Source organism: Bradyrhizobium sp. USDA 4538, assembly GCF_024171045.1.
Lineage (GTDB): Bacteria > Pseudomonadota > Alphaproteobacteria > Rhizobiales > Xanthobacteraceae > Bradyrhizobium > Bradyrhizobium australafricanum.
Genome location: NZ_JALJZE010000001.1, coordinates 2,851,741 through 2,877,110, shown reverse-complemented (window position 1 = coordinate 2,877,110; position 25,370 = coordinate 2,851,741). Strand labels below are relative to the sequence as shown.

At 65.0% G+C, this 25,370-nt stretch carries 24 protein-coding genes; 10 read left to right on the top strand and 14 right to left on the bottom strand.

The genetic code is table 11. The features are described from left to right. The 3 genes from J2R78_RS12830 to J2R78_RS12820 are packed head-to-tail and all read left to right on the top strand — an operon-like array spanning position 1 to position 3,923. Positions 1–1,110 carry a microcin C ABC transporter permease YejB gene (locus tag J2R78_RS12830; RefSeq protein WP_016842625.1) on the top strand — a complete coding sequence of 370 codons (1,110 nt, stop codon included), beginning with the start codon at positions 1–3 and terminating at the stop codon, positions 1,108–1,110. Continuing rightward, positions 1,110–2,294: an ABC transporter permease gene (locus J2R78_RS12825; RefSeq protein WP_253604719.1), complete on the top strand. Its 1,185-nt coding sequence runs from the start codon at positions 1,110–1,112 to the stop codon at positions 2,292–2,294. Before J2R78_RS12830 ends, J2R78_RS12825 begins: the two co-directional genes overlap by 1 nt. Before the next feature lie 3 nt (positions 2,295–2,297). Further along, positions 2,298–3,923, top strand: coding sequence for an ABC transporter ATP-binding protein (locus J2R78_RS12820; protein WP_253604717.1), 1,626 nt, complete (start codon positions 2,298–2,300; stop codon positions 3,921–3,923). Between the two features lie 179 nt (positions 3,924–4,102). On the opposite strand, the gene J2R78_RS12815 is transcribed toward J2R78_RS12820, so the two are convergent. After that, positions 4,103–4,945 (bottom strand): C40 family peptidase, encoded by an 843-nt coding sequence (locus J2R78_RS12815; RefSeq protein ID WP_253604716.1) that lies wholly within the window; start codon positions 4,943–4,945, stop codon positions 4,103–4,105. Then, on the bottom strand, positions 4,938–6,317 hold the full coding sequence (locus J2R78_RS12810; protein WP_253604715.1) for a M17 family metallopeptidase: 1,380 nt from the start codon (positions 6,315–6,317) through the stop codon (positions 4,938–4,940). Before J2R78_RS12810 ends, J2R78_RS12815 begins: the two co-directional genes overlap by 8 nt. A gap of 207 nt (positions 6,318–6,524) precedes the next feature. On the opposite strand from J2R78_RS12810, the gene J2R78_RS12805 reads away from it, so the two are divergent. After that, positions 6,525–7,322 (top strand): tetratricopeptide repeat protein, encoded by a 798-nt coding sequence (locus J2R78_RS12805; protein ID WP_253604714.1) that lies wholly within the window; start codon positions 6,525–6,527, stop codon positions 7,320–7,322. A 330-nt stretch (positions 7,323–7,652) separates the two neighbouring features. Here J2R78_RS12805 and J2R78_RS12800 read toward each other — a convergent pair whose 3' ends face one another. From J2R78_RS12800 to J2R78_RS12760, 9 genes are all read right to left on the bottom strand, one after another. Continuing rightward, complete coding sequence (locus tag J2R78_RS12800) at positions 7,653–8,627, bottom strand: type II secretion system F family protein (protein ID WP_225161343.1); 975 nt, start codon at positions 8,625–8,627, stop codon at positions 7,653–7,655. A gap of 9 nt (positions 8,628–8,636) precedes the next feature. Next, the gene (locus J2R78_RS12795) at positions 8,637–9,614 is read right to left on the bottom strand and encodes a type II secretion system F family protein (protein WP_092086635.1); all 978 of its coding nucleotides are present in this window, start codon (positions 9,612–9,614) and stop codon (positions 8,637–8,639) included. A gap of 11 nt (positions 9,615–9,625) precedes the next feature. Beyond that, positions 9,626–11,089: a CpaF family protein gene (locus tag J2R78_RS12790; protein ID WP_253604713.1), complete on the bottom strand. Its 1,464-nt coding sequence runs from the start codon at positions 11,087–11,089 to the stop codon at positions 9,626–9,628. A gap of 24 nt (positions 11,090–11,113) precedes the next feature. Then, entirely contained in the window at positions 11,114–12,382 is a 1,269-nt protein-coding gene (locus J2R78_RS12785) for an AAA family ATPase (protein ID WP_018269598.1), read from the bottom strand. Next, a complete protein-coding gene (locus tag J2R78_RS12780) occupies positions 12,379–13,131 on the bottom strand; it encodes a CpaD family pilus assembly protein (RefSeq protein ID WP_057016115.1) in 753 nt (250 codons plus the stop codon). The genes J2R78_RS12785 and J2R78_RS12780 overlap by 4 nt, the downstream gene beginning before the upstream one ends. A gap of 8 nt (positions 13,132–13,139) precedes the next feature. Next, on the bottom strand, positions 13,140–14,618 hold the full coding sequence (locus J2R78_RS12775; protein ID WP_253609811.1) for a type II and III secretion system protein family protein: 1,479 nt from the start codon (positions 14,616–14,618) through the stop codon (positions 13,140–13,142). Positions 14,619–14,620: 2 nt separating this feature from the next. Then, positions 14,621–15,415, bottom strand: coding sequence for a Flp pilus assembly protein CpaB (gene cpaB / locus J2R78_RS12770; RefSeq protein ID WP_225161339.1), 795 nt, complete (start codon positions 15,413–15,415; stop codon positions 14,621–14,623). Between the two features lie 127 nt (positions 15,416–15,542). After that, positions 15,543–16,067 carry a prepilin peptidase gene (locus tag J2R78_RS12765; RefSeq protein WP_028334676.1) on the bottom strand — a complete coding sequence of 175 codons (525 nt, stop codon included), beginning with the start codon at positions 16,065–16,067 and terminating at the stop codon, positions 15,543–15,545. Between the two features lie 172 nt (positions 16,068–16,239). Further along, the gene (locus J2R78_RS12760; protein ID WP_016842642.1) at positions 16,240–16,404 is read right to left on the bottom strand and encodes a Flp family type IVb pilin; all 165 of its coding nucleotides are present in this window, start codon (positions 16,402–16,404) and stop codon (positions 16,240–16,242) included. Between the two features lie 280 nt (positions 16,405–16,684). Between J2R78_RS12760 and J2R78_RS12755 the strand changes: the two genes are divergently transcribed. The 5 genes from J2R78_RS12755 (at position 16,685) to J2R78_RS12735 (ending at position 21,058) form a co-directional block, all read left to right on the top strand. Continuing rightward, a complete protein-coding gene (locus J2R78_RS12755; RefSeq protein ID WP_026192176.1) occupies positions 16,685–17,515 on the top strand; it encodes a sterol desaturase family protein in 831 nt (276 codons plus the stop codon). A 15-nt stretch (positions 17,516–17,530) separates the two neighbouring features. After that, entirely contained in the window at positions 17,531–18,976 is a 1,446-nt protein-coding gene (locus J2R78_RS12750) for a hypothetical protein (RefSeq protein WP_253604712.1), read from the top strand. Positions 18,977–19,172: 196 nt separating this feature from the next. Next, entirely contained in the window at positions 19,173–19,679 is a 507-nt protein-coding gene (locus J2R78_RS12745; protein WP_057016118.1) for a pilus assembly protein N-terminal domain-containing protein, read from the top strand. Positions 19,680–19,850: 171 nt separating this feature from the next. Continuing rightward, a complete protein-coding gene (locus J2R78_RS12740; RefSeq protein WP_092086614.1) occupies positions 19,851–20,420 on the top strand; it encodes a TadE/TadG family type IV pilus assembly protein in 570 nt (189 codons plus the stop codon). An 8-nt stretch (positions 20,421–20,428) separates the two neighbouring features. Further along, positions 20,429–21,058: a TadE/TadG family type IV pilus assembly protein gene (locus tag J2R78_RS12735; RefSeq protein WP_225645084.1), complete on the top strand. Its 630-nt coding sequence runs from the start codon at positions 20,429–20,431 to the stop codon at positions 21,056–21,058. 221 nt (positions 21,059–21,279) lie between these two features. Here the strand turns inward: J2R78_RS12735 and J2R78_RS12730 are convergent, their stop codons facing one another. From J2R78_RS12730 to J2R78_RS12720, 3 genes are all read right to left on the bottom strand, one after another. Continuing rightward, a complete protein-coding gene (locus J2R78_RS12730) occupies positions 21,280–21,492 on the bottom strand; it encodes a cold-shock protein (protein WP_016842648.1) in 213 nt (70 codons plus the stop codon). Positions 21,493–21,771: 279 nt separating this feature from the next. Continuing rightward, positions 21,772–22,065, bottom strand: a complete 294-nt coding sequence (gene infA / locus J2R78_RS12725) for a translation initiation factor IF-1 (RefSeq protein WP_016842649.1) — start codon at positions 22,063–22,065, stop codon at positions 21,772–21,774. A gap of 24 nt (positions 22,066–22,089) precedes the next feature. Further along, positions 22,090–23,508 (bottom strand): DEAD/DEAH box helicase, encoded by a 1,419-nt coding sequence (locus J2R78_RS12720; RefSeq protein WP_225161335.1) that lies wholly within the window; start codon positions 23,506–23,508, stop codon positions 22,090–22,092. A gap of 565 nt (positions 23,509–24,073) precedes the next feature. Between J2R78_RS12720 and urtA the strand changes: the two genes are divergently transcribed. Beyond that, positions 24,074–25,369, top strand: coding sequence for an urea ABC transporter substrate-binding protein (urtA, locus tag J2R78_RS12715; protein ID WP_371852088.1), 1,296 nt, complete (start codon positions 24,074–24,076; stop codon positions 25,367–25,369). The last annotated feature ends 1 nt before the right edge of the window (position 25,370 follow it).

The following is a 25,370-nucleotide window of genomic DNA, read 5'->3' as shown; positions in this document are numbered from 1 at the left end:
ATGAGCGCCTATATCGCCCGACGTATCTTCCTGATGCTGCCGACGCTGCTTGGCATCCTGTTCGTCTCCTTCGTGGTCGTGCAGTTTGCTCCCGGCGGTCCGGTCGAGCGCGTCATCGCGCAGATCAACGGCGCCGACACCGGCGGCACATCGCGCGTGTCGGGAGGCGGCGGCGATTTCGGCGCGCAGCGCGGCCAGGGCGCGGGCGCAGGCGCGGCCATCAACTCGAAATACCGCGGCGCGCAGGGGCTCGACCCGGATTTCATCAAGAAGCTCGAGGTGCAGTTCGGCTTCGACAAGCCGGCGCCGGAGCGGTTCGCGCTGATGGTCTGGAACTTCGCGCGGTTCGATTTCGGCAACAGCTATTTCCGCAGTGTCAGCGTGCTGCAGTTGATCAAGGAGAAGCTGCCGGTCTCGATGTCGCTCGGCATCTGGATGACGCTGCTGACCTATCTTATCTCGATCCCGCTCGGCATCCGCAAGGCGGTGCAGGACGGCTCGCGGTTCGATACCTGGACCTCGGCGGTGATCATCATCGGCTTTGCGATCCCGGGCTTCCTGTTCGCGATCCTCCTGATCGTGCTGTTTGCCGGCGGCTCATTCCTCAACATCTTCCCGCTGCGCGGCCTGACCTCGGACGGCTGGGCGCAATTCCCCTGGTACTGGAAGATTATCGACTATTTCTGGCACCTGACGCTGCCGCTGGTGTCGATGGCGCTCGGCGCCTTCGCCACCATGACCCTGCTGACCAAGAATTCGTTTCTCGACGAGATACGCAAGCAATATGTGATGACCGCGCGCGCCAAGGGTTGCAGCGAGCGCCAGGTGCTGTACGGCCACATCTTCCGCAACGCCATGCTGATCGTGATCGCAGGCTTCCCGGGCGCGTTCATTCACGCGTTCTTCTCCGGCTCGCTCTTGATCGAAACCATCTTCTCGCTCGACGGGCTCGGCCTGCTTGGCTTCGAGAGCGTGTTGAACCGCGACTATCCGGTGGTGTTCGGGACGTTGTTCATCTTCTCGCTGGTCGGACTGGTGGTCAATCTGCTCTCCGATCTCGCCTATATGTGGATCGATCCCAGGATCGACTTCGAAGCGCGGGAGGTCTGATGACGATGCTCGCGCCCCAGCCGGTCGAGACCACGACGCAATCGCCGCTCGGCGAAGCGGTGCCCGCCACGCACCACGCCTTTTCGCCGTCGCCGCTGAACAAGCGACGCTGGCAGAACTTCAAGGCCAATCGCCGCGGCTACTGGTCGTTCTGGATCTTCCTCGTGCTGTTCGTGGCGTCGCTGTTCGCCAATTTCATCGCCAACGACAAGCCGCTGATGGTCAAATATGATGGCCGCCTGTACTGGCCGGTGATCTTCACCTACGCCGAGACCACGTTCGGCGGCGACTTCGAGACCGCGGCCGATTATCGCGATCCCTATTTGCAGAAGCAGATCGCCGCCAAGGGCGGCAGCATGATCTGGCCGCCGATCCGCTACTCCTACGACAGCCGCAACCTCGACCCGCCGACGGCGGTGCCGTCGAAGCCGACCTGGCTGTTGACCGAAGAGCAGTGCAAGGACGTGGTGAAGCGCAAGGGCCTGACCGGCTGCCGCGACCTCGAATACAACTGGCTCGGCACCGACGATCAGGGCCGCGACGTGGTCGCGCGGCTGATCTACGGCTTCCGCATCTCGGTGCTGTTCGGCCTGACGCTGACCATCCTGTCCTCGATCATCGGCATCGCCGCGGGCGGCGTGCAGGGCTATTTCGGCGGCTGGACCGATCTCATCTTCCAGCGGCTGATCGAGATCTGGACCGCGATCCCCTCGCTCTATCTGCTGCTGATCATCTCGGCGGTGCTGCCGCCGGGCTTCTTCATCCTGCTCGGCATCCTCCTGCTATTCTCCTGGGTCTCGCTGGTCGGGCTGGTGCGCGCCGAGTTCCTGCGCGGCCGCAATTTCGAATACATCCAGGCGGCGCGCGCGCTTGGCGTCTCCAACGGCGTGATCATGTTCCGCCATCTGCTGCCGAACGCGATGGTCGCGACCATGACCTTCCTGCCCTTCATCGTCTCGTCCTCGGTGATGACGCTGACGGCGCTGGATTTCCTCGGCTTCGGCCTGCCGCCCGGCTCGCCCTCGCTCGGCGAGTTGCTGTCGCAGGGCAAGGCCAACGTGCAGGCGCCGTGGCTCGGCCTCACCGGCTTCTTCTCGGTCGCGATCATGCTGTCGCTCCTGATCTTCATCGGCGAAGCCGCGCGCGACGCCTTCGATCCACGCAAGACGTTCTCGAAGGGCTGAGGCATGGACGCGATCAACCAGCCTTTGCTCGATGTCCGCGACCTCTCGGTCGCTTTCGGCCGCTCGCTTGCGGTCGACGGCATCTCATTCTCGATCAAGCGCGGCGAGTGCGTCGCGCTGGTCGGTGAATCCGGTTCGGGAAAATCCGTCAGCGCGCTGTCGGTGCTGAAGCTGCTGCCCTATCCGACGGCCTCGCATCCCTCAGGCGCGATCCGCTTCCGCGGCCGCGACCTCCTGACCGCGTCCGATCAGCAGATGCGCGAGGTTCGCGGCAACGACATCTCGATCATCTTCCAGGAGCCGATGACCTCGCTCAATCCGCTCCAGACCATCGAGACCCAGATCGGCGAGATCCTGTCCCTGCACAGGGGCGTCAGTGGCGCGGCGGCGCGGGCGCGGACGCTGGAGCTATTGGGCCAGGTCGGCATCCCCGAGCCGGAGACCCGGCTCAAGAGCTATCCGCACCAATTGTCCGGCGGCCAGCGCCAACGCGTGATGATCGCGATGGCGCTCGCCAACGAGCCCGATCTGTTGATCGCGGACGAGCCGACCACCGCGCTTGACGTCACCGTGCAGGCGCAGATCCTGGCGCTGCTGGCCGAGATCCGCGCGCGGCTCGGCATGAGCCTGTTGTTCATCACCCACGACCTCGGCATCGTCCGCCGCATCGCCGACACGGTCTGCGTGATGAACAACGGCAAGATCGTCGAGCAGGGGCCGGTCGAGCAGGTCTTCACCGCGCCGAAGCACGCCTATACCCAGGCGCTGCTCGCGGCCGAGCCGAAGCCCGATCCGGCGCCGCCGCAGCCGGGCGCAGCGGTCGTGATGTCGGCGGACAATCTCAAGGTCTGGTTTCCGATCAGGCGCGGGCTGTTGCGCTCGACCGTCGGCCACATCAAGGCGGTCGATGGCGTCAGCCTCGCGGTGCGCAAGGGCGAGACGCTCGGCGTGGTCGGCGAATCCGGCTCCGGCAAGACCACACTCGGGCTCGCGCTGCTCCGGCTGATTTCGTCCGATGGTCCGATCGTTTTCCTCGGCAACGACATCCAGGGCCTGCGCTTCAAGCAGATGCGGCCGTTCCGCCGCGACATGCAGATCGTGTTCCAGGACCCGTTCGGCTCGCTCAGCCCGCGCATGTCGGTGGCCGACATCATTGCCGAGGGCCTTGAGGTGCACCAGAAGCAGCTGTCGCGCGAGGAGCGCGAGGCGCGGGTGATCAAGGCAATGAAGGATGTCGGGCTCGATCCGGACTGGCGCTTCCGCTATCCGCACGAATTCTCCGGCGGCCAGCGCCAGCGCATCTCGATCGCGCGCGCGGTCGTGCTGGAGCCGAACTTCGTCGTGCTGGACGAGCCGACCAGCGCGCTCGACATGCTGCTGCAGGCCCAGATGGTCGACCTGTTGCGCGACCTGCAGCGCAAGCGCGACCTCACCTACATGTTCATCTCGCACGATCTGCGTGTGGTCGCCTCGCTGGCGAGCCATCTGATCGTGATGAAATCGGGCAAGGTGGAGGAGGAGGGACCGGCCTCCGAGCTGTTCAAGAATCCGAAGAGCGACTACACCCGCGCGCTGTTCGCCGCCGCGTTCCGCATCGAAGCGGCCGGCGACGGGGCGGTAGCGACGTAGGCATCTTCGTCGTTCCACGTCATCCCCGCGCAACGGCTTTGCCGTTGTCGCTGGAGGTGCGAGCCTTGCGGCGCAATTGCGCCGCTGGGCGAGCCTCGAAGGGTGGCGTGGCCGGACTGGGGCCGTCCATCCTTCGAGACGCGCTTCGCGCTCCTCAGGATGACGGGAATGTATATTGCTCAAAGCCGCTTGATCGCCAGGACTTCGCTGCCGGCGGTCTTGATCCGCGCGATCGCAGCCTGCGTGTTCTCCACCACCGTTGCCATGTGATGCGCGTTGGCGTGCACGATCGTTGTCGCGTCGCGCACGATGGCGACATGGCCCTTCCAGAACATCAGGTCGCCGCGCTGCGGCTGCTTGGATTCCGCGACCGTCAATTCGCGGCCGAGGCTTTCCTGCTGCATGTCGCTGTCGCGCGGGCAGCCGGTGCCGGCGGCGGTCAGCGCGATCTGCACCAGGCCAGAGCAATCGATCCCGAGGCTCGATTTGCCGCCCCACAGATAGGGTGAGCCGACGAATTGCTCGGCGATCGCAACGAAATCACCTGCCATCGTGTCGAGCGGCGCGAGATGCCGGCGTGGCAGATGCCAGCCCTCGCGGGTCACCGCGAACGCACCGTCCTCGCGGACGATGGCGAGCTTTGTCCCCATCGCCAGTGCCTCGACCGGCGGCAGCTTGATCGACGGGCCCGGAAACGCCAGCGTGCGCAGCGCCGTGACCTTGTGCGTCGGGGCGGCGCCGGGCTTGGCCAGCGCGGCCTCGGGAATCCAGCCGACATAGCCGTCATCGGCGAGCTGGCCCCAGGCCCAGCCTTCGCCGTTGCGATCGTACACCGTGACGCGCTCGCCCCGGAGCGCCTGCGTCATCTGTTCGGCATCGCTCGCCGGCGCCTGGCGTAGCGGCGCGATGGCGTCGCCGACCTCGAGCACTTCGCCTTCGACGAAGCGCAACGCCTGGACCTTGCCCTCCAGATACTTCGCCGCGAGGTCGTCGCGGGCCGGTGTCAGACGGGGGTTATGCATAGCGCTGGCTCAGCAATTTGTAGATCGCGCGCGCCGCCTGGCACTCGCCGCCTTCGGGACGGCCGGGCTTTGCCGACGGCGTCCAGCCGTAGATGTCGACGTGCAGCCAGCTCCTCGCGTGCTCGACGAAGCGCTGCAGGAACAGCGCGCAGGTGATCGAGCCCGCGAAACCGCCTGACGGTGCGTTGGTGATGTCGGCGGTCTTGGAGTCGAGCCAGGCGTCGTAGGCCGGCCACAGCGGCATCCGCCACAACGGGTCGTTCTCGCTCCTCGCACAGGATGCGACGTCGCCGGCAAGCGCCTCGTCATTGGTGTAGAACGGCGGCAGATCCGGGCCCAGCGCCACCCGCGCGGCGCCGGTCAGCGTGCCCAGATCGACCAAAAGATCGGGCGTCTCCTCGTCGGCGAGCGCCAGCGCGTCGGCGAGCACCAGCCGCCCTTCGGCGTCGGTGTTGCCGATCTCGACGGTGATGCCCTTGCGCGACTTGAAGATGTCGAGCGGGCGGAACGCGTTGCCGGCAACCGCGTTCTCGACCGCCGGGATCAGCACGCGCAGCCGCAGCTTGAGCTTCGCGTCCATCACCATCTGGGCCAGCGCCAGCACATTGGCGGCACCGCCCATGTCCTTCTTCATGATGAGCATGCCGCTCGAAGGCTTGAGATCGAGCCCGCCGGTGTCGAAGCAGACGCCCTTGCCGACCAGCGTCACCTTCGGATGGGCGGGGTCGCCCCAGCTCAGCTCGATCAGCCGCGGCGACCGCGTCGACGCCATGCCGACGGCGTGGATCAGCGGGAAGTTCTGCGCGAGCTCGTCGCCATCGACGCAATTGAAGGCCGCACCGAACCGCGTCGCGAGGTCGCGCGCCACCTCGGCGAGCTCGGCCGGTCCCATGTCGTTGGACGGCGTGTTGATGAGGTCGCGCGCCAGCGCCGCGGCATCCGCCATCCGGGCGATCTCCGCCGTGTCGACGCCGTCGGGCGGCACCAGTCGGACTTCGGGAGCCTTGTTGGTGCGATAGCGGCCGAAGCGATAGCAGCCGAGCGCGAAGGCGAGCGCGGCAAGTCTGGTGTCGTGCGGTGCATTGGCGAAGCGGTAGACGCCCGGCGGCAGCAGGCCGGGCAGGGCGCCGGGCCGGAACGGATCGCGCGCCTTGTGGTCGGCGTCCTCGAGACCGAACAGCACCTGCGCGATGCCGCCGTCTGCCGCCGGCAGGACGAGCAATTTGCCGGGCTTGACCGCAAAGCCATTGGCCGCCGCGAACTGGCGCGCCGGCGCCGGCAGCTCGCCCTGAATCGCATCCCATGTCGCCTTGGTGACGAAGGTGATCGGCGTGGCGGCGGTCGTGGGCGCGGTCTCGAACACGGATGGCATGCGGCTCTCGGCTGTTCTGGCGTCGTTGGTGGGCTACTACACGGCTTTCGCCGCGGGTGGTAGCGCCCCAACGGTTCACGCGACGTGCAGGGCTGGAACCGGAGCGTTGGCTGCCGGCGCAGGCAGTTAACCAGACGTTAGGGTTAACAGTCTATTGCTGGCACGCTCGGCTGGAACCGTTCGCCCGATTTCGTGAGTCACAGTGCCATGTGTCGACAGTCCAATCTGACCCGGCATCTCGCTTCCGCAGCCCTTCTGGCGGCCCTGGCCGCAGGGCTTGGCGGTTGCCAGACCATGTCCGACGTGGCGGGATCGATCACGTCGCGCTCCGATCCCACGCCCGATGATTCGCGCCGGGCCGTCGAGGCCTATGGCGAGCGCTATCGCAAGAATCCCAAGGATGTCGCCGCCGCGGTCGCCTACGGCCAGGCCCTGCGCATGACCGGCCAGCGCTCGCAGGCCTGCGCCGTGCTCGAGCAGGCCACGATCGCCAATCCCGGCAACAAGGCGCTGCTCGCCGCCTACGGCCGCGCACTGGCTGACAACGGCAATTCGCAGGCTGCATTCGACGTGCTGAGCCGCGCGCACAGCCCGGACAATCCGGACTGGCGGATACTGTCGGTGCAGGGCACCACGCTCGACAAGATGAACCGGCACGAGGAGGCGCGGCGCTATTACGCCAGTGCGCTCAGGCTGGCTCCGGACGAGCCGTCGGTGCTGTCCAATCTCGGCCTGTCCTACATGCTGACCAAGGATTTGCCGAAGGCGGAAGAGACGCTGCGCCAGGCCTATGCCAGTGCTCGCGCCGACACCCGGATCCGGCAGAACCTTGCGCTGGTCGTCGGCCTGCAGGGCCGCTTCGCGGAGGCGGAAACAATCGTCAAGGCCGACCTGCCGTCGGATGAGGCCGCGGCCAACGTCGCCTATCTCCGCGACATGCTGAACCGCAAGGACGGGCCGCGGACCGCGTCGCGAGCGGCGCCCGTCGTCGCCAAGGACGACTAAACCAAACGCGGCAGCTCCACCTCCCCTTGAAAAGGGGAGGTCGCTTTGCTCGTGAGAGCAAAGCGGGTGGGATCATCTCTCCATGCGCACCGGCGTCTGCGGCCGACCCCCATCCCGACCTTCCCCCTTTCAGGGAAGGAGAAGACAGACCGTCATTTGGGCTATGCATACTCCAAACCTCCCCTTGAAAAGGGGAGGTCGCTTTGCTCGTGAGAGCAAAGCGGGGTGGGGATCATCTCTCCACGAGGAGCGGCGTCTGCGGCCGACCCCCATCCCGACCTTCCCCCTTTCAGGGGGAAGGAGAGAGGCAGCCGGCGCAAGCGAGGCAACTCAGTGCATCGTGGCGATCTTGATGTAGGACGGCCCGAGGATCACGATGAACAGGCAGGGCAGGAAGAACAGGATCATCGGCACCGTCAGCTTCGGCGGCAGTGCTGCGGCCTTCTTCTCGGCCTCGTTCATCCGCATGTCGCGGTTTTCCTGCGCCATCACGCGCAAGCTCTGGCCGAGCGGCGTGCCGTAGCGTTCGGATTGCTGCAAGGCCATGCACACCGACTTCACGCCTTCGAGGCCGGTGCGGCGCGCCAGGTTCTCGTAGGCGGTCTTGCGATCCTGCAAATAGGACAGTTCCGCGGTCGTCAGCGCAAATTCCTCCGACAGCGCGACCGATTGCCCGGCGATCTCGTTGGCCACTTTCCGGAACGCGACCTCGACCGACATGCCCGACTCGATGCAGATCAGCAGCAGATCGAGCGAATCCGGGAAGGCGCGCTTGATCTGGAGCTGGCGCTTGGCGATCGCGTTCTTCAGGAACAGCATCGGCGCCTGCAGGCCGGCATAGGCCGCGCCCACGCAAATGCCGATCTTGAGCGTGAGCGACCAGTTCGCGCCGGCAATGAAGAACGTATAGATGATCGCGCCGAGCAGCATCACGATCGGCGTCACCGCGCGGGCGAACAGGAAGGTGACGTAGGGAGCGTGGCCGCGATAGCCCGCCATCACCAGCTTCTCGAGCGCCGCTTCCTGGGCCAGCCATTTGGTGAGGTTGAGATCGTCCACCACCCGGGAGACGACCTGCTTCGGCGACTGCCGCAGCGCCACCTTCTCGGTCTTGGACAGACGTTCGCGCTCGCGCTGCCGCAGACGCTCGCGCTCGCTGGCGACCGCCTTCATGCGCTTGTTGAGATCGCCGCCGGCGAGCAGCGGCATCACCAGCGTGTAGACCGTCGCGCTTGCCGCGAAGAAGGCAAGCAGCATGGTCATGAACCTGACGTCGTGGAGCTTGGCGACCAGAAAATCAATCATGCTGCACCGTCAGAAATCGAAATTGATCATCTTCTTCATCACCAGCACGCCCATCGACATCCAGATCGCGCAGGCGACCAGCATGAGCTGGCCCATCGAATTCGTCCACAGCAGGGCGATGTAGTCCGGCGTCGTCAGGAACACGAGGATCATCACGATCGGCGGCAGTGAGCCGATGATGGCGGCGGAGGCCTTCGCTTCCATCGACATCGCCTGGATCTTCTCGGCCATCTTCTTGCGGTCGCGCAGCACCCTCGACAGGTTGCCGAGCGCTTCCGACAAATTGCCGCCGGACTTCTGCTGGATCGCGATCACGATGCCGAAGAAGTTGGCCTCCGGCAGCGGCATCCGCTCGTAGAGCCGGGAACAGGCTTCGCCGAGCGGCATGCCGATTGCCTGGGTCTCGATGATGGCGAGAAATTCGCTGCGCAGCGGCTCCGGCGCGTCGTTGACGACCGCCTTGAGCGATTCGAACAGCGGCAGGCCGGCCTTGATGCCGCGCACGATGACGTCGACGGCGTCAGGCAGCGCCTTCAGGAACGCCTTTTCCCGCCGCTTCTTCAGGAAGCCGAGCAGCCAGCGCGGCGCGCCGAGACCCATGGCAAAGCCGATGCCGGCCGCGCCGAGCATGCCGCCGCCGGCCAGGAACGCCGCGCCGAACCCGAACAGGCCGAGAGCGCCGGAAATCATCCAGAACTTCTGCTCCGACCACCCCAGTCCGGCCTGCGAGATCCGCACGCCGAGCGGGACCCTCTTGTCCTTCTGCCGCCGCGCCTCGAGCTCCTTCAACGATCCTTCGACCTGCTCGCGGCGGGAGCGTTGCGTGCGGTCTGCGTTTCGTGTCGTCGTGGGTTCGCTGCGCGCCACCGACGCGCGCCGCGACTCGGCCTTCTTCTCCCCCGAAAGGTAGGGATACAGGAAGACCCAGGCGATGCCGCCCACCGTCGTGGCGGCGAGGAAGGCGAGAGCCAGAGTTTGCATCTGCATCCTGCGTTCCCCTAGACCGGCGCCGGCGCGTCGGAGGCATCCAGCGCCGCCGCAAGCCGCTTCTCTTCATTGTAGTAGCGCGCACGTTCCCAGAAGCGCGGCCGGCCGATGCCGGTCGAGCGGTGCTTGCCGATGATCTTGCCGTTGGCGTCTTCTCCGACCACGTCGTAGAGGAAGACATCCTGGGTGATGATGGTATCGCCTTCCATGCCCATCACCTCGGTGATGTGGGTGATGCGGCGCGAACCGTCGCGCAGGCGCGCGGCCTGCACGATGATGTCGACCGAGGCGCAGATCATCTCGCGAATGGTGCGAGACGGAAGCGCGAAGCCGCCCATGGTGATCATGGATTCGCAACGCGACAGTGCTTCGCGCGGATTGTTGGCGTGCAGCGTGCCCATCGAGCCGTCGTGGCCGGTGTTCATGGCCTGCAACAGGTCGAACGCTTCGGGTCCGCGGACTTCGCCGACGATGATGCGCTCCGGGCGCATACGCAGGCAGTTGCGGACCAGTTCGCGCATCGTCACCTGGCCCTCGCCCTCGATGTTCGGCGGCCGGGTTTCCAGCCGCACCACATGCGGCTGCTGCAGCTGAAGCTCGGCTGCGTCTTCGCAGGTGATGATGCGTTCGTCGTGCTCGATATAGTTGGTCAGGCAGTTCAGCAGCGTGGTCTTGCCCGAGCCGGTGCCGCCGGAGATGATCACGTTGCAGCGGACGCGGCCGATGATCTGCAGGATGGTCGCCCCTTCGGGGGTGATCGCGCCGAACTTGACCAGCTGCTCCAGCGTCAGCTTGTCCTTCTTGAATTTGCGGATGGTGAGCGCGGGCCCGTCGATCGCCAGCGGCGGCACGATGGCGTTGACGCGCGAACCGTCGGCGAGGCGGGCGTCGCAGATCGGCGAGGATTCGTCGACGCGCCGGCCGACCTGGCTGACGATGCGCTGGCAGATGTTGAGCAGCTGCTGGTTGTCGCGAAAGCGGATGCCGGTGCGCTGGATCTTGCCGGCGACTTCGATGAACACGGTGCCTGCGCCGTTGACCATGATGTCGGCGATGTCGTCGCGTGACAGCAGCGGCTCCAGCGGGCCGTAGCCGAGCACGTCGTTGCAGATGTCGTCGAGCAGCTCCTCCTGCTCGGCGATCGACATCACGATGTTCTTGATCGCGATGATTTCGTTGACGATGTCGCGGATTTCCTCGCGCGCCGATTCGCTGTCCAGCTTGGCGAGCTGGGCAAGGTCGATCGCCTCGATCAGGGCGCCGAAGATCGTCGCCTTGACCTGGTAGTAGTTGTCCGAGCGGCGGGCTTCGACGGCGGGGGCAGGCGGTGGCTTGCTAGGCGCCAGCGGCGGCGACGAGATCGCCGGTGCGACGGACTCGCGCGACATCGCCGGCGTGCCGGCAGGCTCCGGCGTCTGAAACGCGGGCTTGGGTGCCCGCACGTCCCCATCGTTTCCGCTACGCTTACCAAACACGACGTCTTGACTCCACGCGGACCACTATTTGGACCGCAGCTTTTCGAGCAGGGGCGACAGGAAGGACCCCCTCGGCTTCTTGGTCTCGCCGCGGCCTGTCAGCCGCTGCGCCATCTGCAGAAACATCTCGACCGCGCGGTGATTGGCGGAAATCTCGGCGATCATCTGGCCGTTATTGGCGGCCGAACCGAAGATCTGCGGATCGAACGGGATGGCGGCGATCGGCTGGCTTTCGATCGCCTTGGCGAACTCGCCGGCCGCGATCTCGGGACGCTTCGGCACGCCGACCTGGTTGAGGCAGTACAGCGGCGCGCGGTCGTTGGGCCGCGAGGCCTTCAGCAGGTCGAACATGTTCTTGGCATTGCGCAGATTGGCGAGGTCGGGCGCCGCCACGATCAGGATGTCGTCGGCCGCGATCAACGCGCGCTTGGTCCAGCCGGACCATTGATGCGGCACGTCGAGCACGATGCAGGGCATCGTGGTCCGCAGCGTATCGAAGATCGCATCGAACGCCTCGGCGCCGAAATCGTAGACCTTGTCGAGCGTCGCCGGCGCCGCCAGCAGGCTCAGATGGTCGGTGCATTTCGACAGCAGGCGGTCGACGAAGGCGGTATCGACGCGGTCCGGCGAGAACACGGCGTCGGCGATGCCCTGCGCGGGATCCTGGTTGTAGTTGAGGCCGGCGGTGCCGAAGGCGAGGTCGAGGTCGGCGACCACGGAATCGAGCGCCAGATCGCGGGCAATCGCCCAGGCGACGTTGTGGGCGATGGTCGAGGCGCCGACACCGCCCTTGGCACCGACGACGGCGACGATGCGGCCGACCGCCTTGGCTTCTGGCGCGGAGAACAGGTTGCAGACCGCGCGCACCACGTCGATCGCATGGGCCGGCGCGATCACGTAGTCGCTGACGCCGCGGCGCACCAGCTCGCGATACAGCGTCACATCGTTGACGCGGCCGATCACGACCACACGGGTGCCGGCGTCGCACACTGTTGCGAGCTGATCGAGGCCGGCCAGGATGTCGCCGCGGCCCTCGGTCTCGAGGATGATGACGTTGGGCGTCGGCGCCGAGCGATAGGCCTCGATGGCGGCCGCCATGCCGCCCATCTGGATCTTGAGGTGAGCCTTGGCCAGCCGGCGATCCTCGCCCGCCGACTGCACGGCGGCAGCGGTCTCGACCGTTTCGCAGAACGCCTGGACCGAAACCCGTGGCGCCGGAGCAATATGGTCGTCCACGGCCTGCGGCGGGGCGTCCGTCTGCTCTTCGGAGTTTTGCTGCGCGTAGGTGATCATTTTCCTGTGTCGCTTAGCTTGGCCCTGTCGGACTCGGGATAACTCGTGGCGGTGGTGGTGCCCTTGCGATACTTGTCGAAGGCGATGTTACGACGCGACGTATAGGCAGGGGTCTCCGCGCGCGGCTGCACGAGGTCGGTCGGGTCTTCGACCATGGCTGCGAGGTTGCGCTGATTGGCGCAGCCGAAATTGTAGTACTGCTTGTTCTCGATGTAGGACCCGTTGTGGATCGACGGGCCGAGATCTTCCGGCCAGAGACCGCACGGCCCGGCGACCGCTTTCATCTTTGGATAGTTCACGCGGATCGCGGGCATCTGGCGCGGATCCTCGGGATGGTATTTGCGAACGAGGATCCCGCGCGGCGGCACGCCGGCGGCGGCGAACGTGGCCTGGATCTCGCGCAGCGATTCCTGGGCGGTCCGTGCGTTCGGCGTGTCGGCGGGAACGTCGATGGTGACGGCGCCGGTCCCTTCGCGCATCCAGTCCTGCGCCATCCCCATCACCTCGGCGCGCTGCTCCGCAGTCAGGCCGCCGCGGCTGCGGCCGACGAAGACCACGATCGAGCGATCAGCCTCGGTGACCGCGATCGGATGGCGCTGGCGATAGTCGGCCGGTGCGTTCACCATCGCGAAACTGTTGTCGGCGGCGTGCTGGCAGGCGCCCAGCGTCATCGCGAGGCTGACGAGCGCTCCGGCGAGAGCGATGCCGCGCTGGTAACCGGCGGATGTCCTGGATGTGGTCTGTGTCATCGTCCGCCTCAGTCCGTAATGAAGCCGTAAGTGCCGCGGTAATTCCGCGCCGGCTCGGTGCGGCCGGGCACGCCGTAGACGCGATTGATGCTGCCGAGCAGGTCGGCCTGCGGATCGGACGCGTTGGCGAAGCCGTCATCCGGACGCGACAGGTCCTTCTGCGCCACCGCGCGAACGACATAGGGCGTCACCAGCACCATCATTTCGGTCTGGTTGTTGACGAAGTCCCGGCTGCGGAACAGCGTTCCGAGCACCGGCAGCGATGCCAGCCCGGGAAGGCCATTGATCGCCTGCTTGGTCTGGTCCTGGATCAGGCCGGCCATCGCCATCGAGCCGCCCGAGGGAATTTCCAGCGTGGTCTCGGCGCGCCGGGTCTTGATCGAGGGGATCGTCGTTCCGCCGGCGCCGCCGGTCAGCGAGTTCTCGGTCGAGACTTCCGACACTTCCGTCATCACGCGCAGGCTGATCCGTCCCTCGGTCAGCACCACGGGCGTGAAGTTGAGCGAAATGCCGAATTTCTTGAAGCTGACGGTCTGAACGCAATTCCCGATCGCGCCTCCCGTCGTCGTCTGACAGGTCACGCCGGTCGGAATTGGAAATTCGCCGCCCGAGATGAAGGTCGCCGATTCGCCGGAGATCGCAGTCAGGTTCGGCTCGGCGAGCGTCCGCACCACGCCTGCGCTTTCCATGGCGCGTAGCGTCGCCGACACCGATGGAGCGGCGCCGAACGATGTGGTGAGGGCGTTACCGGGCACCAGCGGTGCGTTGTTCGCCGTGAACGGGTTGTTGTTGGTGAACTTCACCACGGTGGTGCCGTAGTTGAGGTTCGCGGTGAGGTCGATACCGAGCTGCTTGATCAGGCTGCGCGAGACTTCAGCGACTGTCACCTTCAGCATCACCTGGTCGCGGCCGCGAACCGTGATGGAGTTCACGACCTTGTCGGCGCTGCCGACCAGCCGCGTGGCGATCTCGCCAGCCTGCTGCGCTTCGATCGGGCTCGCCGCGTTTCCGGTCAGCATGACGCCCTCGCCGACACCCTCGATCTGGATATCGGCATTCGGCAGCGCTGCGCGCAGGGCCGCGCGCACGCCGTTGAGGTCGCGCTTGACCGCGATGTCATAGGCCGCGATCTGCTGGCCGGCGGCGTCGAAGAACACGATGTTGGTCTGGCCGACCGTCGCGCCGATGATGTAGGCGCGTTGCGCCGAGCGGACCACGGCATTGGCGATCTTGGGATCGGCGACCAGCACGTCCTTGATGTCCCTCGGCAGATCGATCACCACCGATTTGCCGACGCCGAGTGAGAGGAAGCGGGCATTCATCTGGCCGTCGGCCGCGGCGGGAGCGGTGCGGTAGTCGCCCGCCACCACCGGCGTCAGTGCCGGGTTGAGCGTGAGCGCCGCGACGGCCGAGAACGACAATGCGCGGACCATGAAGGCCCGCATCGTCCGTTGAGTTGCCCCGCCCTTCATCACCTGTGTCCTCATGGTCACTTCTGCATCGTTGCCTGGTTGGCAACGCCAAAGCGGATGACGTTGATCGTCTCACCGCGTCTCTGGTGGTTGTCCTCGGTCCTGACGTCGGTCCCGTTGTTGTCGGCGATGCTGCGCAGCGCCAGCGACAGGACGCCGCTCTGGCGCGCGCGCGCCAGCGTCTCGGTCTGGTCAGGCTTCAGCTCCAGCGTCACCGTCTTGCCGATCAGTGCGTTGGTGCCGTCCTTCTCCTTCGGCGCCTGGTCGATCGCAAGGACGCGGATATTGGTCAGGATGACCTCGGAATTGACGATGTCGGCGCCGTTGCGGTCGGGATTCTTGTCCCGCTTCGACAGCAGGACGTCGACCCGGTCGTTCGGCAGGATGAAGCCGCCGGCACCGGTCTCGGGAGAGATTTCAGTCGATACCGCGCGCATGCCGGTCGGCAGGATCGCGGCCATGAAGCCGCTTCCGTCGGCCTTGACGAGCTTCTGCTCGCGGATCGGCTCGCCCTGGATGAACGGGGCGCGCGCGATCGAGCCGGTGACGTCCTTGATGGCGTCGGCGTGGCTGTCCTTGCGCATGAAGCTGGCGCTGGCGGTCGCCGCCGGCCAGGTCTGCCACTGCAGATCTTCGGCCTTCACTGCCTGGCCGAGGCCGATGTCGCTACGCGCGACCAGGATGTCGACGGTCGGCAGCTGCGCAACTGGCGGAGGAGCCGCCGGCTTGTCGTCGCTTCCGCTCGCCAAATAAAGCGCCGCAAGGCCGGCGCAGCCTGCAATTGCCAGGACCAGAATGCGGGCCTTATCCATTACGCTTCACTTTCCACATGACGCCGCGACGCTGCCGCCGCCGTGATGGGAGTTGACCAGCTATTCGTCAAAGCATGGTTAATGAGGCGTATCTAAATCGCCTTAACGGGCGGTTACCGCTGCTTTCTCAGCGCATGGCGAAGTGCGCGAGATCGATCGTCTTGATCCAGTCCGTCTCGGGATAGATCAGGAGGGCCCCAAGGGCGAGTGCGATGCCGTAGGGAATTCCGGTCTGCTTGTCGTGCAGGCGGCTGAGCCAGGCCTGGGACGCGAGCGGGTAGGGCAGCGGCCATTGCCGCAGCTGCAGCAAGAGCACGGTCAGCGCACCGCCGAACAGCGAGGCAAAGACCAGATAGGGCAGCAGGTGCTCGAACCCGAACCACAGGCTGGCGGCGGCCGCGACCTTGGCGTCTCCGCCGCCGACCCAGCCCATCGCGAACATGCCGAACGCCACCACCAGAACCAGCGCGCCTGCGCCGGCATGGGTGAGGATCTCGTGGACGCCCATCCCGGTCAGCGGCGCCAGGACAAAGAAGCCCGCCACCAGCGCCAGCGAAATCCGGTTCGGGATCGTCATGGTCAGGAGATCGCTCGCCGCCGCAAAGGCCATCAGGGCCGGAAACAGCATCAAGCGTGCGATGTCGAGGATCATGAATTCATGCCGTCAAGCTGGAGCTGCGGTCGAGACCCGACGCTAGCGGCCAATGGTGAACAATCGGAAAAGGATTGCCGGCACCTTCAACAGAGGCTGCCGATCGGCCCCCGACAAATAGCAAAGGTCCCGGGATTGCCGGGACCTTTGATGCGAATTCGTCGAAGCCGGCTTACTTCAGCGAGCCCGAGATCGAGTTGAAGGTACCCGAGAGCTTCGTGCCGACGCCGTTGACTGCAGCGATGATCGCGATGGCGATACCGGTGGCGATCAGGCCGTACTCGATGGCGGTCGCGCCCGATTCGTCCTTCACGAAGCGCGAAACGAGGTTCTTCATAAAATCACTCCTGTGTACACGTGGCTGGTCGAACTAGATTTGGTCTCGCCGGCGTTCTCAGCACCGTGACCATTGCGGCACCCTAGTGTTGGACGATTTCGGCGCAGTTAATTTGATCGCATAAACTCTGCGGGAACCCGCTGATGTTGCGCACAGTAAATTTGGCATTAAACGGTCCGCTCAAATTGCAGATTGTTGCTGCGACCCGGCGTCCGGCGCCTATTCACGGCTCCTTAAGCGCACATCTATACCCATGGGGCTTTCGTAGTATGAGGCTGCCATGTCCACCCTTCCGATCGAAGTCATCGAGATGCTCGGCCAGACGATGATGAGGGTGGTGCCGATCACGATCGGCCTCGCGCTGTTCTTCACGGTGCTGACCCACTTCTGGGCCTGCAATCCCGGCAAGCCGTGGTGGCAGAAGCGCGAGCTGGTCACGGACATCTGCTACTGGTTCTTCGTGCCGGTATTCGCCCGCGTGCTGCGGATCGGGCTGCTGGTGGTGGGCGCGGCCGCGGTGTTCGATGTGCACGGTGCCGACGAGCTGATCTCGTTCTACGAGAACGGACACGGCCCGCTGGCGCAGCTGCCGCTCTGGCTGCAATCGATCATCTTCCTGGTCGCCTCCGACTTCATGCTGTATTGGCTGCACCGGATGTTTCACGGCGGCGGCTTCTGGAAGTACCACGCCATTCATCATTCCTCCGAGGATCTCGAATGGATCTCGGCGGCGCGCTTCCATCCCGTCAATCTGCTGATCGGCACGATCTCGGTCGATGTGATCCTGTTGATGGCCGGCATCTCGCCGAACATCATGCTGTGGGTCGGTCCCTTCACCACATTCCATTCCGCCTTCGTGCACGCCAACCTGAACTGGACGCTCGGCCCGTTCAAATATGTGATCGCCACGCCGGTGTTCCATCGCTGGCATCACACCGCGCTCGAGGAGGGTGGCGACACCAATTTCGCCGGCACGTTTCCGCTCTGGGACATTCTGTTCGGGACATTCCGCATGCCCGAAGGCAAGCTTCCGGATGATTACGGCGTCGACGCCGAGCAGGGCGTGCCGGCCGAAATCGGCGGACAGCTGGCCTATCCGTTCCGTCATTGACCGGACCGCGCGTGCATGAGTGCTGAGACCGCAACCGTCCCACAGGCGCGGGCCTCGGTGTTCGCCGAAGTCCCGGCCTGGTTCTGGATGGCGTGCGGCGTCTATGCGTTGCTGCTGGTCGTCGGCGACAGGCTGCTCGCCGATTCCGACACCTACTGGCAGATTGCCGTCGGCCGGTGGATCCTCGACCACCGCGCATTGCCGTCGGTCGATATCTATTCCTTCACCAAAGCGGGTGAGCCTTGGGTGTCGTCGTCGTGGCTGGCGCAGGTCCTGTTCGCGAAGGCCTACGACCTTGCCGGGTGGACCGGGCCTGCGGTGCTGGCCGCGGCCTGCGGTGCCGCCACCTTCGCGCTGCTCACCGCCATCCTCAGCCGCGCGCTGCCGGCGATCTACGCCAGCCTGATCGCGCTGGCGGCGCTGGTGCTGACATGCGCGCATCTGCTGGCCCGTCCGCATGTGCTTGCGCTGCCGATCATGATGGTCTGGGCGAACGGCATGATGGTCGCCAGCGAACGCCGCGAGGCCCCCTCGTTCTGGCTGCTGCCGTTGATCGCGCTCTGGGCCAATCTGCATGGCGGCTTTCTGTTTGGCCTGGTGCTGGCCGGCGCCTTCGCGCTCGATGCGCTGTGGAACGCCGCGCCGGCGCAAAGATTGCCGCTGGCGCTGCGCTGGGCCGCATTCGGCCTCGGCGCGCTGGCCGCGTGCTGCGTGACGCCCTATGGCTGGGGAACGATCCTCGCCTCGCTCAGAATTCTCAGCCTCGGTGAACTGCTGCATCTCATCACGGAGTGGATGCCGGCGAGTTTCAGCCACGTCGATGCATTCGAGCTGACCATTCTCGGCCTGATCGGGGGGGCGCTCTATTGCGGGGTGAAGCTGCCGCTGCCGCGGATCGCCCTGGCGCTGGGCCTGCTGCACATGGCGCTATCCCATGTCAGGAATCTCGAGCTCTTCGCCCTGTTGTTGCCGCTGGCCGCGCTGACGCCGGTGGCAACCCAGTTCGGCCTGCGTGCCGCAAGCGTGGCCCGGCTGAAGGCCACGCCGGCCGCGGTGCTCATCGCCGCGCTCTGCGCCTCGACCTGGTTCATTGCGGCGCGTCGGGACATGTCGCCGCCGACGATCCATTCGCCCGCTGCCGCCGTCGACGCGCTGAAGGCGCACAACGTGCAGCGCGTGCTCAATGATCTGCAGTTCGGCGGCTATCTGATCTGGCGCCAGGTGCCGGTGTTCGTCGACGGCCGTGCCGAGCTTTACGGCGAGAAATTCGAGATGGCGTATTACCGTGCGCTCCAGCTCAAGGACGTCAACGGCTTCCTCGACCTGCTCAAGACCTACAGAATCGATGCGGTGATGCTCGATCCGGCAACGCCCGCCTCCAAGTTTCTCGATCACATCGATGGATGGCAGCGCCTCTACGCCGACGATCGCGTGGTGGTGCATGTGCGTGGTGCCGGCTAGGCGGCGGTCCCCGCGGGGGCGTTTTTCCGCGGGATCACCGGGCCGTTGGTCGATCCGTTCCAGAAGTCGTGACATCCGCGCAATTCAGCGGTCGATTTTTGCTCTTCTTAAATGAATTGCCGTCAGATTTGCCTACGTCGGGCGCCGGTCCGCTGCGTATCGCTTTTGCCGGCTTGTTAACGTCCCGGGGTAAGGTATGTCGTTTCAATTCCAGCGTATTGGCGCCGTCGCGCGCATTGGATTCATCTCGCTGGCCGCAGCCGTTCTGCTGTGGCCCGCATTCGCAACGGCCGCGCCGGATCCGGACCGGATTGCGGTCAATGTCGATCAGGCCAAGCTCGTCAAGCTGCCCGGCGGCATCTCCACCATCGTGGTCGGCAATCCGCTGATCGCCGACGTCACCCTGCAGAATGGCGGCGTTGTCGTCGTGACCGGCAAGGGCTACGGCGCGACCAACTTCATCGCACTCGATCGCACCGGCCAGGTGCTGGTGGATCGCCAGATCCAGGTCGAAGGTCCGACCGACCAGCTTGTCACCGTCTATCGCGGCGTCGATCGTGAGACCTACAGCTGCATGCCGGTCTGCCAGCGCCGCATCACCCTCGGCGACGGCGAGACCTACTTCAAGTCGACCATGGACCAGGCCGGCTCGCTCAACAGCCAGGCCTCCGGCTCGGGCGCGGCCGCGAAGCCGCAGAACTAGCGCGTGTCCGCGCCGGCGTTTCACACGCCGGCGCAGCCGCCTGCCGCAGGCGGTTCATCCGACATGGTTAAGAAAGGCCTGACGGATCGGGTCGCCCTGTCTCGATCCGGCGAAATACTTCGACAATGAGTCTTGGGTAGTTGTTGCCGCCATGTTGATCCGGGGTCGTTGATGCCGCTGCCCGCTCATTCTTTCGCGCGCCTCCTCCATCGCTTTCGCCGAAACCGCCGTGGCGCGACCGCGGTCGAATTCGCGATGGTCGCGCCGCTGTTTTTCGGACTGCTGTTTGCGATCATCGAAGTGGCGATGATCTTCTTTGCGAGCCAGGTGCTGGAGACGGTGACGCAGGATTCGGCGCGCATGATCATGACCGGTCAGGCGCAGGGCGCCAGCTATACCCAGCAGCAGTTCAAGGACTTCGTCTGCGGCCAGGTCAACCCGCTGTTCGATTGCGCCAACGGCATATCGGTCGACGTGCGCAGCTACCCCGCGGCGACGGGCTTCAGCAGCGTCAACATCGCGCCTCCAATCGATTCCAACAACGCATTCATTCCGGCCATGAAATGGTGTCCCGGCAAGGACGGCGACGTCGTGGTGGTCCGGCTGTTCTATCAGTGGCCGCTGTTCGTCACCAAGCTTGGCTTCAATGTCGCCAACCTCGCCAATGGCAAGCGGCTGCTGACCGCGACCGCGACATTCAAGAACGAGCCATCCGGGACCGCCGGGGCGACATGCTCATGAGCAACGTCATGAAAACCCAGGCAGCGGCCTTGCTGCGCTCCGTCGTGGCCCTGTGCAATGACCGCCGGGGCCTTGCCGCCGTCGAGTTCGCTTTCGTCCTGCCGCTGATGCTGGTGCTGTTCTTCGGCACCGTCGAGTTTTCATCCGGTGTCGCGGTCGACCGCAAGGTCACGCTTATGGCGCGCGCCGCGTCGGACCTGACCTCGCAGTCGACGCAGGTGGTGGATGCCGACCTGCAGAACTTCTTCAGTGCCAGCGTCGGCATCATGACGCCGTACGATCCGACGCCGACCAAGGTCACCTTGTCGGAAATCTACGTCGATGCCTCGAAGGTCGCGCGGATCCAGTGGAGCAAGGCGGGGGTGATGGCCACGGGCGCCACCCAGGCCACATTGACGGCCTCGAGCCGCAGCCAGGGTGATGTCGTGACCAGCGTCGTTCCGGCGGCGCTGCTGGTTGCGGGCACATATCTGATCTTCAGCGAAGTCAGCTACAAATACGTTCCGACGGTCGGCTATGTGATGGCCAAGAGCGGCATCAATCTCACCGATGTCGCCTTCACAAGGCCGCGGCAGTCGGTTTGCGTGTTCTACGCCCCGACGTCTGCCACGATGCCGACGACCTGCTCGACCTATTAGAGCGTTTTCGAGCGAAGTGGATACCGGTTCGCGTGGAGAAAACGCGTCAAAACAAGAATCTAGAGCCCCGTTCCGATTCCATCGGAACGGGAAAAGCTCTAGAGCTTTCGAACGACGCGGACGCCGGTTGGCAATCCAGACAAAAAGGGCCGCACCCGAAGGTGCGGCCCTTGATGCTTTAGCGACAATTTCCTGGAGCTTCGCGCTCCCGGGAAATCGGCTTATCCGGCGGCGCGCAGATTGTCGGCCGAGGATTTGCCGGAACGGCGGTCAGCCACGATCTCGTAGGAGATCTTCTGGCCTTCACGCAGAGTGCCAAGGCCGGCGCGCTCGACTGCACTGATGTGCACGAACACGTCGTTCCCGCCTTCATCCGGCTGGATGAAGCCGTAGCCCTTGGTCGCGTTAAACCACTTCACGGTTCCCATGCTCACGTGGGTAGTCCCTTCTCAGATATACAAGTTCAAGACCCGCTGATCGGCGGGGTGGTGAGATCGAATTTTTGGAAGGGTCGTCAGCGTCTGAACCGGCTGTACCGGTATTGGCTAATGTCGTCCGGCCGAAAATCGATGGGTAGGATATTATTCGATAGAAGGCTTCAAAACAATCCTGAAAACAATCCTGACGTGCGCGATTTTTTGGCCGGCGCAGCCGCCGGCCAATTGTGCGCAGGACATCAGGACGTCATGCCCGCAGCGGTTGCAATACCCCGCTTATCGGCGGCGGAACTGGCCGCCGCGCTGGGCTCCGCCCCGCGGCGGGCCGCCGGGCGCGCCGCTCGGACGTTCGTCCTTGTGCCGGAAGATCAGGCGCCCCTTTTCGAGATCGTAGGGCGACATTTCGATCGTAACGCGGTCGCCGGCCAGCGTCTTGATGCGGTTTTTCTTCATCTTGCCGGCGGTGTAGGCGACGATCTCGTGCCCGGCATCGAGTTGCACCCGGTAACGAGCGTCGGGGAGGATTTCGGTCACCAGTCCTTCGAACTGGATCAGCTCTTCCTTAGCCATATGTTTCTCCAGATCGAGCGACGGCTAGTGCTTCGGTCGGTTGTTGCGGTTGGATTGCGGATTCGGCCGGCTCTCGCGATGCAAGAAGGCGACGCCCTGAATGCCTTCGCTGTTGCCGGCCTGCGACGGACGCGGCGACTCGCCCCGGCTCGTCTGCGGCGCGCCATTATTACCACCTCGACGGCGGCGGCGGCGAGGGCCTTTTGCGCCCGGAGCAGCCTCATTCCCACGGACATTATGCGCACGGGGCGCAGAGCGGCCGCCCCGGTGCGGGTGGGTGGCCTGCGCCGGCGCGGCGGCCTCGCGGCCGCCCTGTGTGCGGCGGTCTTCCCGCGGCACGGTAATCCGGATCAGCCGCTCGATATCGCGCAGATAGCCCATCTCCTCGGCACCGGCGATCAGCGAGATCGCGACGCCGTCGGCGCCGGCGCGCGCCGTGCGGCCGATGCGGTGGACGTAGGTCTCCGGGATATTGGGCAGGTCGAAATTCACCACGTGGCTGACGCCGTCGACGTCGATGCCGCGGGCGGCGATATCGGTCGCCACCAGCGTGCGGATCTCGCCGGAACGGAACGCCGCCAGCGTGCGCTCGCGGTGGTTCTGCGACTTGTTGCCGTGGATCGCATTGGCCTCGATGCCGGCCTTGGCAAGGCTTTTCACCACCTTGTCGGCGCCGTGCTTGGTGCGGGTGAAGACCAGGGCGCGGTTGACCGGCTCCTGCTTCAGCAACTGGGCGAGAACCGTCGGCTTGGCCGCGAAATCGACCTGGATCGCGCGCTGGGCGATGCGATCCACCGTCGAGGCCACCGGCGTCACCGCCACGCGGGCCGGGTCGCGCAGCATCGCCTCGGCGAGCTCGGCGATGTCCTTGGGCATGGTGGCCGAGAAGAACAGCGTCTGGCGCCGGATCGGCAGCTTGGCGACGATTTTCCGGATGTCGTTGATGAACCCCATGTCGAGCATGCGGTCGGCTTCATCGAGCACCAGGAACTCGACCTGGTTGAGCTTCAGGCCGTTGCTCTGCACGAGATCGAGCAGGCGGCCGGGGGTGGCGACCAGCACCTCGACGCCCTGCATCAGGGAACGGACCTGGCGGCCCATCGGCACGCCGCCGATGGCGAGCGTCGAGGACAGCCGGATGTGGCGGCCATAGGTGTTGAAACTGTCGAGGATCTGCCCGGACAGCTCGCGGGTCGGCGAGAGCACCAGCACGCGGCAGCTCTTGGGCTGCGGGCGCACGCGGTTCTCGAGCAGCCGGTGCAGGATCGGCAGCGCGAAGGAGGCGGTCTTGCCGGTGCCGGTCTGGGCGATGCCGACGACGTCGCGGCCGGCAAGGGCTAGCGGGATGGTCTGGGCCTGGATGGGGGTCGGCGTGAGATAATTTTCTTCTCGGAGCGCGCGGGCGATGGGATCGGCGAGGCCGAAATCCTGAAAGGAGGTCAAAAGGTGGTTCTTTCCATAAAAGCCGTCGTCGTCCCGGCCCATATCGGCCGGAAGCGTGTGAAGGCATTCGGGGACACCCGCGTGTCTGGGGCGTCAAGCTGGGTTAGCTGAAAGGCGAGCCAGAAGCCGCTTGGGGCAGCTTGAACACGCAGCTCGCGAAGGCACCGCGACTCTCGCGGGCATGGCGAGGATATGGACCAGGAACTGGGCGGTTTCAAGATGAGATTGCCGTCTTTGGTGCCCGGAGTTCGCTGAACCATCGCGCAAACTGTCACAAATCGATGCCGGAAATTTAGCCAAGGCGGCGATTTTGCCTACAAAATAATCTGATTGCTCTTTCGGCAGTCAAGTTGGCGGCTCAATGATTGAGCAGTCGGCTTCCGTATTTGCCCGGAACCGATGAAATTATCTAACCGGTTCATCGGCTTACAGGGGCTGCGCACCGTGGCACAGTTCTTGCGATTCCCTTAACCGCAGGCGGCCAAGCGGCCGTTCGCAGCGTTCCACGCCTGCGTCAGGGAGACGACATTTCATGCTTACTCAGCTTTCTCACAAAATAACGACGATGACCCGCCGCCGCGCGCTCGCGGCGACGGCCGGCCTGGTTTTGGGTCTGGCTGCGTCCTCGTCCCTCGCGCCCGCGCAAGCGGCCGACGACACCATCAAGGTTGGCATCCTTCACTCGCTGTCGGGCACCATGGCCATCAGCGAAACCACGCTGAAGGACACGATCCTTTTCCTGATCGACGAGCAGAACAAGAAGGGCGGCGTGCTCGGCAAGAAGCTCGAGCCCGTCGTGGTCGACCCCGCCTCGAACTGGCCGCTGTTCGCCGAAAAGGCCCGCGAGTTGATCACCAAGGACAAGGTCGCGGTCGTGTTCGGCTGCTGGACCTCGGTGTCGCGCAAATCCGTGCTCCCGGTGTTCAAGGAGCTGAACAACATCCTGTTCTACCCGGTACAGTATGAGGGCGAGGAGTCCGAGCGCAACGTGTTCTACACCGGCGCGGCGCCGAACCAGCAGGCGATCCCGGCGGTCGACTATCTGATGAAGGAAGAGAAGGTGAAGCGCTGGGTGCTGGCCGGCACCGACTACGTCTATCCGCGCACCACCAACAAGATCCTGGAAGCCTATCTGAAGTCGAAGGGCGTCGCCCAGGACGACATCATGATCAACTACACGCCGTTCGGTCACTCTGACTGGCAGACGATCGTGGCCGACATCAAGAAGTTCGGCTCGGCCGGCAAGAAGACCGCGGTGGTCTCCACCATCAACGGCGACGCCAACGTTCCGTTCTACAAGGAGCTCGGCAACCAGGGCATCAAGGCGACCGAGATCCCGGTGGTCGCGTTCTCGGTCGGCGAGGAAGAGCTCGCCGGCATCGACACCAAGCCGCTGCTCGGCCATCTCGCCGCCTGGAACTACTTCGAGTCGATCAAGACCCCGGCGAACGAGAAGTTCATCAAGGAGTGGCAGGCCTACACCAAGAACCCGAAGCGCGTGACCAACGATCCCATGGAAGCGCACTACATCGGCTTCAACATGTGGGTGAAGGCGGTCGAGAAGGTGAAGTCGACCGATCCGGACAAGGTGATCGATGCGCTTCCCGGCATCGAGGCGCCGAACCTGACCGGCGGCGTGTCGCAGATGCTGCCGAACCACCACATCACCAAGCCGGTGTTCATCGGCGAGATCAAGGGCAACGGCCAGTTCGACGTGGTCTGGAAGACCCCGGGCCTGGTGGCCGGCGACGCCTGGTCGAAGGAGCTCGAAGGCTCCAAGGACCTGATCGGCGATTGGGTCGGCAAGAAGTGCGGCAACTTCAACACCAAGACCAACAAGTGCGGCGGCCAGGGCTCCTGAC

Coding starts and splice junctions, on each gene's coding strand:
- cpaB (WP_225161339.1), bottom strand. CDS start 15,415: ATGGATAAGGCCCGCATTCTGGTCCTGGCAATTGCAGGCTGCGCCGGC.
- J2R78_RS12745 (WP_057016118.1), top strand. CDS start 19,173: ATGTCGTTTCAATTCCAGCGTATTGGCGCCGTCGCGCGCATTGGATTC.
- J2R78_RS12815 (WP_253604716.1), bottom strand. CDS start 4,945: ATGCATAACCCCCGTCTGACACCGGCCCGCGACGACCTCGCGGCGAAG.
- J2R78_RS12740 (WP_092086614.1), top strand. CDS start 19,851: ATGCCGCTGCCCGCTCATTCTTTCGCGCGCCTCCTCCATCGCTTTCGC.
- J2R78_RS12780 (WP_057016115.1), bottom strand. CDS start 13,131: ATGACACAGACCACATCCAGGACATCCGCCGGTTACCAGCGCGGCATC.
- J2R78_RS12775 (WP_253609811.1), bottom strand. CDS start 14,618: ATGAGGACACAGGTGATGAAGGGCGGGGCAACTCAACGGACGATGCGG.
- J2R78_RS12820 (WP_253604717.1), top strand. CDS start 2,298: ATGGACGCGATCAACCAGCCTTTGCTCGATGTCCGCGACCTCTCGGTC.
- J2R78_RS12750 (WP_253604712.1), top strand. CDS start 17,531: ATGAGTGCTGAGACCGCAACCGTCCCACAGGCGCGGGCCTCGGTGTTC.
- J2R78_RS12765 (WP_028334676.1), bottom strand. CDS start 16,067: ATGATCCTCGACATCGCACGCTTGATGCTGTTTCCGGCCCTGATGGCC.
- J2R78_RS12805 (WP_253604714.1), top strand. CDS start 6,525: ATGTGTCGACAGTCCAATCTGACCCGGCATCTCGCTTCCGCAGCCCTT.
- infA (WP_016842649.1), bottom strand. CDS start 22,065: ATGGCTAAGGAAGAGCTGATCCAGTTCGAAGGACTGGTGACCGAAATC.
- J2R78_RS12825 (WP_253604719.1), top strand. CDS start 1,110: ATGACGATGCTCGCGCCCCAGCCGGTCGAGACCACGACGCAATCGCCG.
- J2R78_RS12735 (WP_225645084.1), top strand. CDS start 20,429: ATGAAAACCCAGGCAGCGGCCTTGCTGCGCTCCGTCGTGGCCCTGTGC.
- J2R78_RS12800 (WP_225161343.1), bottom strand. CDS start 8,627: ATGATTGATTTTCTGGTCGCCAAGCTCCACGACGTCAGGTTCATGACC.
- J2R78_RS12755 (WP_026192176.1), top strand. CDS start 16,685: ATGTCCACCCTTCCGATCGAAGTCATCGAGATGCTCGGCCAGACGATG.
- J2R78_RS12760 (WP_016842642.1), bottom strand. CDS start 16,404: ATGAAGAACCTCGTTTCGCGCTTCGTGAAGGACGAATCGGGCGCGACC.
- J2R78_RS12785 (WP_018269598.1), bottom strand. CDS start 12,382: ATGATCACCTACGCGCAGCAAAACTCCGAAGAGCAGACGGACGCCCCG.
- urtA (WP_371852088.1), top strand. CDS start 24,074: ATGACCCGCCGCCGCGCGCTCGCGGCGACGGCCGGCCTGGTTTTGGGT.
- J2R78_RS12810 (WP_253604715.1), bottom strand. CDS start 6,317: ATGCCATCCGTGTTCGAGACCGCGCCCACGACCGCCGCCACGCCGATC.
- J2R78_RS12795 (WP_092086635.1), bottom strand. CDS start 9,614: ATGCAGATGCAAACTCTGGCTCTCGCCTTCCTCGCCGCCACGACGGTG.
- J2R78_RS12830 (WP_016842625.1), top strand. CDS start 1: ATGAGCGCCTATATCGCCCGACGTATCTTCCTGATGCTGCCGACGCTG.